Origin of the sequence: Desulfoluna sp. (assembly GCF_030145185.1) — a bacterium.
Lineage (GTDB): Bacteria > Desulfobacterota > Desulfobacteria > Desulfobacterales > Desulfolunaceae > Desulfoluna.
Map to the genome: position 1 here is coordinate 1 of NZ_JAQYWB010000121.1, position 9,560 is coordinate 9,560.

Below are 9,560 nucleotides of genomic sequence, written 5' to 3' on the forward strand. Positions count from 1 at the left end.
GAATATAACCCCCTTTAAAGTGTACGTATTATACAATGCATACACCTCAAAAAGCAAGGGAAAAAAGCTTGATTTTTCAATTGAATAACGCAAATGAGAGTGGTTTTTTGGCTTAAGGTGTGCGCTTTATCCCATTTTCAGGTTCATATGGGTGTTGAGATCCCCACTGGATGAGGTGACAGACAGGGCTTTTTGGCTCATCTCTTCCGAGGCCTCGTTCATTTGCCGGGTGATGCCGGAGAGCGTGGTGGAGGCCGTGTCTATCATCCTGGTTTTTTGTGTGATTTCCGAGATGAGCTGCTGAAGCTTTTCCACAAAGCTGTTGAACCACTCGGCCAACTCTCCAATTTCATCTTCGGACTGAATCCGAAGGCGTTTCGTGAGGTCTCCCTCCCCTTCGGAAATATCTTTCATGCCGACGGTAATGTTGTTGATTCGTTTGACCACGATAAACTGGGTGAGGCTGCGTACCACCAGCCAGATCATCACCATGGTGAGGGTGGCCATAAGGATCAACCGGTTGCGAAGGGTCACGGCCCCGGCCAGGACTTCCTTTGTGGGGGCATTGATGACGGTAATCCATCCGGACAAGGCCTCCTGCTTGAAGACAGAGATCTTCTCCTCCCCTTGGAAGTGATAGGTTATTAATCCACTCTTCTGCCGTAAAATGTCCTCGCTAAAATCAAACATGTGACCATTTAAGCTGAGAATCTTGCTCTTGTCCGGATAGGCAATGACCGGCCCATTTTGTTCCATGACAAAGGCGTAGCCGGTTTCTCCCACCTTGATGGGATCGATGAAGAGATCCGTGACGGCGTTCATCTTCATCGGCAGGCTTAAGACACCGACGACGGTATTATTTTTCATCAAGGGGAAGGATTCCACGTAGATCGGAGCCCCGGTGACCTTGCTTTTCAGTACCTGGGAGGTGAAGGGGTGTCCCTTGAGGGTCTCTTTGAAGTAGGGCCGGTCGGCAATGTTGACCTTGCCGGCGACCCCGTTCAGGGCCGAGGCCATGATGGTGCCGTCTGGAAGGGTGAGGAAGATGTTTTCAATACTTGGAAATGTGGTGATAATACGAGAAAATTTGTCGTTTACGGCCTGGGCGCTGAAACGATCTTGGGTCTCGGCCAATTGGGTGTACAGGGGATCGGAGGCCCAGTAATGGAGGAGGTTTCGATTGTCTCGGATGAATTTTCCGAGGACCTCTGAGGTGGCCTCGGTGAGCACGGTGAGTTGGGTGTGAACGCTCTGTTCCAGAGCCTTTTTGGCGCTGACATAGCCCAGGGTGGTGATGGACAGCAGGCCAACCAAAATGATACCCAGCACCGGGATCAGAAATTTCACTTTTAATTTCATCTGTTATTCTCCGTACCAACATTTATCTGTCATTTTTTTGAACGGCATCGGTCAGTTTTGAACTCTGAATCGCTGTTTTATGAACTCAGAAATATCGGGTTTAATACTGTTTTTCCGGTGTATCGTCCCTTTGTCTTTATGGATAGCGGTCGCGTATAAAATGTTTTAACGGCACGGAACTATGTTTACTTAAGCCTTAAATTAAATTTTATAGAGATCTTTTTTAAACGACTTGGCACTTCGGTCGTCATACTTTTTTTATTCGGCGGGATAAGGGGATGAAGCGAAATCGAGCGGCATCCGATCATAAGATCTGTTTGTTAAACTTTTCAGAAGTTTAGCCCCCGGCAGGGCCGCCAGAGGCATAAACTGAATAGTTCCAAGAGAGACCGGTGAGCCGTTTGCTTTGGTTCTGAGGTGTTTTTTCTATCGGACGATGTTGATGAAAATGCCGGCCCGGGTGGGGCCGGGGTCGAGGATGCCCTCGTCGTACCAGAAAAACCCGAGGACTGTTCCAAAAAGGGAGCTCAGGTGTCGGGCGGGGGGGGACGAAAAAAGGCGCGTTTCCTGAAAAAGGAAACGCGCCTTTGAAGGGTTCATCGCTGTGGGAAACGATGATTATTTGAGCTTGCCACCGGGGTGGCATTTCTTGCAGCTTGCAGGGGCCGGTCCCTTGACTTTCGCTTTGGGATCCTTGGCCTTGGCTTTTTTCTTAAACGCTTTGTTAAAGGTCTTGTGGCAGGAGATGCAGTTGGCATGAAGGGCTTCGGCGTGGAACTCTCGCTTTGCTTTGCCTTTAAGCTTCTTCTCGCCTTTTTTTACCTTGGCTTTTCCAGGTTTGTCGTGGCACTCAATGCATCGCTGAACGTCGGCACCCATGGCGATATCCAGGGCTTTTCCGTCGGCGTCGTGGTGGCATTCACCGCAGCTGATCTTGTAGTCTTCGATGTGCTTTTTGTGTGTAAAGGGTACCGGATTGTACGTGTGTGCATGCTCTCCGGTGTACTCTTTGGTCTTCATGATGAACTCATCTTCAACAGTGGTCCCAGCCCATAGAAGGCTGGCCGCGGCAAGTGAGACAAGAAAAGCAGTAAACAGGGTTGTCATTCGGGTTTTCTTCATTTTTTTCCTTTCCCCTCCCAATCAATGTTAGTCGTATTGTTGGGTAAACGTCAGTTTCGGTGGCTCCGGAATGATGATTCCAGCTTTACTAGTGATTCCCCTAAAACCACTATACTCAGAAATATGAACGGATTGATCTTATCAGGGGGAACTTTCAATGTCAATTGCTTCTCAAGGAAAAATGTTGTTAAAAATCCGCTGTTTGTAGTGTGTTTATAAAAGGTTACCGGTGACCTCCTCTTCTGGTCGTAAGGGCAGGTCCGCAGTGGGAACCGATATCTCACGGGGATCTGAGAGGCCGGATTCAAAGTAACGGTCCGCCTGGGACATCATGGTATTGAGACGTTCATCCAGGCGCTGTCGAATCGCTTCGCACTGGTCTCGTGACGCATCGGCGGCCACAGGGATGGGGTCGGCATACATCAGCACGATACGGGAGAACGGCTTGGGGAGCCGCGTGCGGTCCCAGCTTTTTAAGGTCCAGTAACGATCACAGCTCCACATGCCCGCCTGGATGGGGCGTCCTGATTTCTGGGCCAGGGAGACGATGCCGATCTTCGAGAGGTAGGCTGGGCCATGCGTGACGCGGGGTGCTGCCCTGTGTCGCAGGGCAGCATCGTAACAATCAAGGCTTGGGATCATGATGTCTAAACGAATATTTTAACGCCCGGCAAGGGATTGATCAATTGAAAAAGCCCGTCGTGTGCCCCAGGGAAAGGTAAACCGCGGCGGTCCTTTTTTTCACCTGTTTTATCACCGGGATCGTTCCCTGGTCCCTCCGGCAGGGGGGTGTGAAAACCCACTGAAGTCGGGTCGTGATATAAAATCCATTGCAGTTTTCTTCATATATGCTATTGCAACGGGTGTCGCCGCAGGTGCTGTTGTATTGTGTATATGCAGGGTAAATCGCCTGGTTATCTCCCCTGGCGGTGAACATGTGAAAAAAATCACCCTGCGGGTTGCGGGAGGGATCGTCTCCCTGCCGGAATATTATTGAAGGTCAACGGAGTCTTTTAAGCATGGATCATCACGAACAGGATTTTCTGGAGCACCACTCTGACGAATATATCGAAATGGCCTACAGTTACGAGAGACTGGAACGTGTGGAGAACCCCGACGGCTACGGCAAGCGTGTGGGCGACTGTGGGGATACGGTGGAGATGTTTTTGACCATCGAAGGCGGGTTGATTGAGCATGTATCCATTCAAATTGATGGATGCCTCAACACCGTCGCCTGTGCCAATACCGTGGCCACCATGACCGAAGGGCGGTCGGTCGACGAGGCGTGGGAGGTGACCCCTGAAAAGGTGGCTGAGTATCTGAAAACATTGGAAGAAGGTCATTTTCATTGTGCGGAACTCTCCGTGGGGGCCTTTTTTCTCGCCCTGAATGATCATCGGATGAAAACCCGCAACGGCTGGAAAAAGAACTACACTCACTGATGGCAGAGATGGCATCACCCACCGGGGCTTCATGGAAGAGACCAACGACCGCCGTATTTTTTTTCTGATCAACCGAAGCCGCCATGCGCTGCTGAAATGGGCCGATGCTCTTCTGGTGGAGAAACTCTCTGTCACCTCGGCCCAGTTGGCAGCCCTGTTTCTTCTGCAGCACGAGGACGGTTGCCTCCTCAAAGAGCTGAGCAAAGGCCTCGGTCTGAACAATTCCGCCATCACCGGGCTGGTGACCCGCATGGAAAAGGGGGGGCTCATCGAAAAGCACAGCTGCCCTGAAGATGGTCGGGCGTTTCGCGTCTATATCACCCCCAAGGGCATGGAGACCGCTGCCGCGTCTCTGCCCTTGATCGATCATTTTAACGCGGTTGCCGCCGAAGGATTTACCCCGGATGAGATGGAGACGGTCTGTCGTTTTCTCTCTTCTGTCATCGACAAGATCTCCGGCACCCGCTGATCTCCCGCCCCTTTTCTTCTTTCCTCTTTCTTTTTTCTTGGGAATAACCAACTGATTTTACTTTAACTGACGTTGTATGGCTGGTATGGTAACCGATGTTAAGAAGTAAAAACATACGCTACCATGAGAAGTACCTGTTTGTGAAAGATCCGGGTTGTTGCTTTGGGAACCATAAACCAGTTTATGTGGGTCTCTTTGGTGCATCAAGGGGCCGAACGAAAGGGGGCAGGTATGGGAAAAGATCAGGGTGTTGTGGTGGACACGGGGGCCAGCAAGTTGTCGGATCTCTGGACCCAAGAGGATTATTGGGCCATCTGGTTGGGGTTCTTCGTGCTGATGGTGGGGATGATTCTTTTTTTTCCCAAGGCCACGGATGAGGTCCGGCAGACCATCAGTCAAGCCAACGCCAACCTGGAAATGGCGTCGGCCCGGGCTCCCTTCAAGACCCTTGCCTGGTACCAGGCCCTGGACACCAAGAAGAAGCTGAAGGCCTCCGCGTCTCCGGAGGGCAAATGGATCAAAAAAGTCACCTCTGCCCCCAAAGGGTGGAAACAAAATCCCCTGGAAGCCTTTTGGATGTCAGCCCCCGCGGCCTCGGCCAAAGCAGCCAAAGCCAAAGAAACTTATCTTAAGGTGGCCATGGCCGAAAAAATGGCCTTGGTGGAAGCCCGGGCGAGTGAGAAGATGGCCGCTCTGGCCGGTTTTTCAGATGACACGAAAAACGCCTCCGCCGTGAAAGACATCGATGCCTGGCGGGCCGTGAAAGCCAAGGCATCCAAAGCCAAGGCCAAGACCCGGGTCACCGGGTACAACCAGGTTCCCTGGCTTTTTCTGTTCATGGGGTTTCTTATTGTCTTTTTCGGGCTCGGGTATGCCGTAATGGGGGGCGGATTCGGAAAGTTTGCCGCCGGATTTGTGGTGGTCTTTCTCGTGGCGACTCTGGCGTATGTGGCCGCTGGAAATGGCAGTATGAAACAGTATGGTGTGGGCTATGCGGCCTGGGCCATTGTGTTTGGCCTGATCATCAGCAACACCATCGGCACCCCGGAGTGGGTGAAACCCGCCGTACAGACCGAATACTATATCAAGACCGGCCTTGTCCTCCTGGGGGCCGAGATCCTCTTCGGTAAAATTCTCTCCATCGGCATCCCCGGGATCTTCGTGGCATGGGTGGTGACCCCCATCGTCCTGATCTCCACCTACCTCTTCGGGCAGAAGGTGTTAAAGATGCCCTCCAAGACGCTGAACATGACGATCTCTGCCGACATGAGCGTCTGCGGGGTCTCCGCGGCCATCGCAACAGCCGCGGCCTGCAAGGCCAAAAAAGAGGAGCTCACCCTGGCCGTGGGGCTCTCCCTGGTCTTTACCTCTATTATGATGGTGGTGATGCCTTTGATTATCAAGGCCGTGGGGATTCCGCACGTCCTGGGCGGGGCCTGGATGGGCGGAACCATCGATGCCACCGGAGCCGTGGCCGCCGCCGGAGCCTTTCTCTCGGAACGTGCCCTTTATGTTGCCGCCACCATTAAAATGATCCAGAATGTGTTGATCGGCGTCATCGCCTTTGGGGTGGCCCTCTATTGGGTGACCAAGGTGGAAGCCGCTGAAGGAAATCATGTGGGGCTTATTGAGATCTGGCGCCGTTTTCCCAAATTTGTCATCGGCTTTATTCTGGCCTCCATCATTTTTTCAGCCATCTACCAGGCGGTGGGGAAAGACGTGGCCTATGTGATTATCGACCAGGGAGCCATCCGGGGACTCTCCAAAATCCTCCGCAGCTGGTTCTTCTGCCTCGCCTTTACCAGCATCGGCCTGGCCACCAACTTTCGTGAGCTGAAAGAGTATTTTAAAGGGGGGAAACCCTTGATCCTCTATTTCTGTGGGCAGAGCCTGAACCTCATCCTCACCCTGACCATGGCGTACATCATGTTTTATCTGGTTTTTCCCGATATCACGGCAAAAATTTAAGGGTCAAGCGCCTGGAGCCCCCTTTTTTAAGGGGGCGTTCACGCTGAGTGCCATCAGATGGCGGACTATCAATGAGGTATCGTATGAAAAAAAATTCACGGGCCGATAAAGGCCTTCGGTTTTTGCTTTGTGTGGGCGCGGTGGCTGCGGTAATCTGGGGGACCGGTCCGCTGCTTAATGACTGGAGCGTGATCAACCCCTTGATGACCTTTATTGAAGAGCGGGATATCGACGCCGGTGCGTATTATTACACGGATATCGAAGAGTTTGCCGAGGCAGGGCTCATCATGGACAATACCATGACGTATTGCGTGAACCGTTAGGATCGATTCCCCCCCCCCTTTTTTCACTCGGTTAAAAGAAAGGGGGCCATATTAACCCCATGTTTTTCCCCGCTCCAGGCCCTTGAAACCAGGGTTGCGCCTCGTGGATAGGGTGAGGTGCCTGTTCTTTTGCTTAGAACGGGTGTCGTGTGGCGTTTTTTAGGGATACTCCAGCTAATAATGGGCCTCGGCGCGGGTGTATGGTCCGTTGGCAGTGGTTTTTCGTCTGTTTTTTATTTTGATTCGGCTTTAAGACGGCTGATTGTTCATAACTTCTTATGATTTTTTATGGAATCTTCTTTAATTGTTGATAACTTTTGCAGTATGACCTGTCCCTTGTTTACACAGTGGATTTTCTGGATTTTTCTGCTCCTGGTGCCGATCTGTGTGTTGGCAGCCGTCAGGGCCTTTCGTGTGGTGAGGTGGGCTTTTTCTCTCACCCGCGAACTTCGGGAATTAAAGGAGAAGGCCGCGAAGGCCTCTGGAGAAGATGCCGCGGCCCTTGGCGTGGTGGTCTCCCGATGCCAGGCGATCCTGGATGCGCCGTCTCCGGATCTTCCCACTCTGGAGGGGCTTCAGGGGTATCTGATCGAGGTGGCCACCGCCTTTCACCCCGAGGCGACGCGGCCTGAGCTCAAGGTGTCCATCGGGCACCTGATCCGGACCCTGCATCGCTCCATGGATCGGTTTGAACGGGTGCTTGAAAGACCGGGGGTAAAGCGTCTCCGAACACTACGCCTGGCGACGGTGAAAGCCAACACCCGGCGCTTTAAAAAGATCGCAGGGTTCCCACCGGTGCGCTGGTACCTACGTTTCCGGCAGTGGTTGGGCGGGATGAACGTCCTCCGGCTGCTGTTGATTCCCGATCCCATTTCCTGGCTTCTCTATCTCTCCAGCAACCTCTCACGGATGATTCTGGGCAAGTGCCTCCTGGTGGATCTCCATCTCTTTGTGGGGCGTACGGCCCTCGAACTCTATGGGGCCACTCCCGCCGAGGGGATCACAGAGCCCCAGGGAGAGACTCTCGAAGAGTCTATGGAAGAGTCTATGGAAGAGTCTATGGAAGAGTCTATGGAAGAGGCGCTGCAGGAGCTTCAGGGCCTTGAAGACTCCCCTCCCGTCGCCATGGATCCGGCCCTTGCCCCCCTTCGGAAACGGATCACCGGGCTCCCCGCCTTTTTTCATTCCACCCCCAGCCTTCCATTGTTTCGAGAGACCGTGGTGGAGTCCGCCGAGATCATCGCCCAGAGCCACTTTCCCGATGCGGAAGACCCCTTGGATGAAATTCGCATTGGGCCTCTCCTCGACTGCACCCGGGATCTTCTCTGCCATCTGGGCAAGGGTGAGGAGATTCCTGTGGCAGGGCGCCTGTATCGTGTGCGCCTGGAGACCCTGGAATCCGCCCATCGCTTTGCCGACGGGACCCTTCCCAAGAGCGTGAAAGAGGCACTCGCCCAGGGTAAAAAAGCTTACGGATGGCTGAAATGGCCCCTGACCGCCTATCGCCTGACGGCCAAAGGGGGGCTTTTAAAGGTGGCTGCCGGTCTCGGCTGGCGCACCGCCGGAAAAGGGATTACCCTCTTCCTTTATGGCCGCCTCTATGACCGCTCCATGGAAGAGGTGGGTGGGGTCTGCAGGCGTTCGAAAGAGATGTCATGACAGGCAATTGGCTCCTAAGGTGGCTCATCTTGCCGCCGGAGTTTTATTTTTAAGAAATAGAAAAGTAGTGATACGATGTTTTTGAACAGCGACAACCTTAGAAAGAAAAAGGTGACCTACCAAGCGGGGAAAGATTTCTTTCGGGACAAGAACGGGATGATTCCCTTTGATGAGATTGACGCATTTTTCGTCTCCTCGGTGAATCACTACACCAACTCGGTCTATGAAGGGCATGAGTATACCCTGACCCTGGGCCTCAAGGGGACGGGCTCTTATTATGTTTTGGAGGCGAGCACCCCGCGCAAAGCGTCTTATGAGGTTCTTTGTACACTTCATGACGCCTTGAAGGCCCATATGAGCCGGCGCCTTCAAGGGGCACGTGAGGCCGGCGTGGCCGTGGTTTTCCCCACGTATCAAAAAAAATATCACATCGTCCTTGAAAACAATCGCCTTCGGGTCTCTTACCTGACAGGCAACGGGTGCTCCTTTGAGGTGCAAAAAATCATTCAAAGTCACGATGGCCTCTGGCTGGACCTGGTTGGGGATGGGCGCAAGGTCACGGTTTTTCATGAATCCCTGTCGAACAGCCACGTCTTCACCACCATGGCCCGTGAGATGATGCCCTTCGAGCTCAAACCGAAGAGCGCCGTCTCCCTGTGGGTCCATCGCTTTGGGGTGGCCCTGGTCCTTCTCGGGTCCCTTAATAAATGGCTGAGGCTTTATGAGGGGGGGCTTTTCGAAGCGTGTGTCAGCACTTTTTCCGCGATTATCCTGGGCGTCTGGTTGATGACGGCCCCTTTTTTCTGGCTGGTCGGTCGGCTGAATGAGAAAAAAATGCGGAAAGACCAAGTGAAAAGGGTGTGAAGCGTTCGGGGTGGATACAAAGCGGTGTTTTTTTCACAATGCGTTCGCTTCTGGTTTGTACCGACGGACTGGTTTTCAAGCAAAGGGCTGTTTAACCACGAACCACACGAAAAACACAAACAGGGCCGCATTCAGCAGACCCAAAAGAGATTTTACCTTCGGATTACCATCCTTTCTCAGCCCCCACCCCCATCATCCGCACCGCGACGGCCCGTAGACATAATGATTGCCAAGTAGAACCTGCGCTCCATGAAAAGCGTGGATTATGCATTATATTAAGAAAATAACGCACAGAGCCAAAATCATGGAGGCAGGTATGGAACCAATTTTATCGTATGTCGGTCTTGACGTACA

At 52.8% G+C, this 9,560-nt stretch carries 9 protein-coding genes; 6 read left to right on the forward strand and 3 right to left on the reverse strand.

Translation table 11 applies throughout. The annotated features are described in order from the left end of the window. Positions 1 to 126 precede the first annotated feature (126 nt). The 3 genes from Q1Q75_RS21765 to Q1Q75_RS21775 all read right to left on the reverse strand — a co-directional run bounded on the left by Q1Q75_RS21765 (position 127) and on the right by Q1Q75_RS21775 (position 3,123). Complete coding sequence (locus tag Q1Q75_RS21765) at positions 127 to 1,359, reverse strand: methyl-accepting chemotaxis protein (RefSeq protein ID WP_300675183.1); 1,233 nt, start codon at positions 1,357 to 1,359, stop codon at positions 127 to 129. Positions 1,360 to 1,977: 618 nt separating this feature from the next. Continuing rightward, positions 1,978 to 2,481, reverse strand: a complete 504-nt coding sequence (locus tag Q1Q75_RS21770; RefSeq protein ID WP_300675185.1) for a cytochrome c3 family protein — start codon at positions 2,479 to 2,481, stop codon at positions 1,978 to 1,980. Positions 2,482 to 2,694: 213 nt separating this feature from the next. Continuing rightward, positions 2,695 to 3,123, reverse strand: coding sequence for a hypothetical protein (locus Q1Q75_RS21775; protein WP_300675187.1), 429 nt, complete (start codon positions 3,121 to 3,123; stop codon positions 2,695 to 2,697). 377 nt (positions 3,124 to 3,500) lie between these two features. Between Q1Q75_RS21775 and Q1Q75_RS21780 the strand changes: the two genes are divergently transcribed. The 6 genes from Q1Q75_RS21780 to Q1Q75_RS21805 all read left to right on the forward strand — a co-directional run bounded on the left by Q1Q75_RS21780 (position 3,501) and on the right by Q1Q75_RS21805 (position 9,206). Further along, positions 3,501 to 3,923, forward strand: a complete 423-nt coding sequence (locus Q1Q75_RS21780) for an iron-sulfur cluster assembly scaffold protein (RefSeq protein ID WP_300675189.1) — start codon at positions 3,501 to 3,503, stop codon at positions 3,921 to 3,923. Positions 3,924 to 3,954: 31 nt separating this feature from the next. Next, positions 3,955 to 4,392: a MarR family transcriptional regulator gene (locus tag Q1Q75_RS21785; RefSeq protein WP_300675191.1), complete on the forward strand. Its 438-nt coding sequence runs from the start codon at positions 3,955 to 3,957 to the stop codon at positions 4,390 to 4,392. A 231-nt stretch (positions 4,393 to 4,623) separates the two neighbouring features. Then, a complete protein-coding gene (locus Q1Q75_RS21790; RefSeq protein ID WP_300675193.1) occupies positions 4,624 to 6,360 on the forward strand; it encodes a putative sulfate exporter family transporter in 1,737 nt (578 codons plus the stop codon). An 83-nt stretch (positions 6,361 to 6,443) separates the two neighbouring features. Then, the gene (locus Q1Q75_RS21795) at positions 6,444 to 6,683 is read left to right on the forward strand and encodes a hypothetical protein (protein ID WP_300675195.1); all 240 of its coding nucleotides are present in this window, start codon (positions 6,444 to 6,446) and stop codon (positions 6,681 to 6,683) included. A gap of 288 nt (positions 6,684 to 6,971) precedes the next feature. Then, complete coding sequence (locus Q1Q75_RS21800) at positions 6,972 to 8,342, forward strand: hypothetical protein (protein ID WP_300675197.1); 1,371 nt, start codon at positions 6,972 to 6,974, stop codon at positions 8,340 to 8,342. 75 nt (positions 8,343 to 8,417) lie between these two features. Further along, complete coding sequence (locus Q1Q75_RS21805; RefSeq protein WP_300675199.1) at positions 8,418 to 9,206, forward strand: hypothetical protein; 789 nt, start codon at positions 8,418 to 8,420, stop codon at positions 9,204 to 9,206. Positions 9,207 to 9,560: the final 354 nt, after the last annotated feature.

Bases quoted from the DNA above. Each gene is read 5' to 3' on its own strand.
- Q1Q75_RS21795 (WP_300675195.1), top strand. From the start codon at position 6,444: ATGAAAAAAAATTCACGGGCCGATAAAGGCCTTCGGTTTTTGCTTTGT.
- Q1Q75_RS21805 (WP_300675199.1), top strand. From the start codon at position 8,418: ATGTTTTTGAACAGCGACAACCTTAGAAAGAAAAAGGTGACCTACCAA.
- Q1Q75_RS21765 (WP_300675183.1), bottom strand. From the start codon at position 1,359: ATGAAATTAAAAGTGAAATTTCTGATCCCGGTGCTGGGTATCATTTTG.
- Q1Q75_RS21775 (WP_300675187.1), bottom strand. From the start codon at position 3,123: ATGATCCCAAGCCTTGATTGTTACGATGCTGCCCTGCGACACAGGGCA.
- Q1Q75_RS21785 (WP_300675191.1), top strand. From the start codon at position 3,955: ATGGAAGAGACCAACGACCGCCGTATTTTTTTTCTGATCAACCGAAGC.
- Q1Q75_RS21780 (WP_300675189.1), top strand. From the start codon at position 3,501: ATGGATCATCACGAACAGGATTTTCTGGAGCACCACTCTGACGAATAT.
- Q1Q75_RS21800 (WP_300675197.1), top strand. From the start codon at position 6,972: ATGGAATCTTCTTTAATTGTTGATAACTTTTGCAGTATGACCTGTCCC.
- Q1Q75_RS21770 (WP_300675185.1), bottom strand. From the start codon at position 2,481: ATGAAGAAAACCCGAATGACAACCCTGTTTACTGCTTTTCTTGTCTCA.
- Q1Q75_RS21790 (WP_300675193.1), top strand. From the start codon at position 4,624: ATGGGAAAAGATCAGGGTGTTGTGGTGGACACGGGGGCCAGCAAGTTG.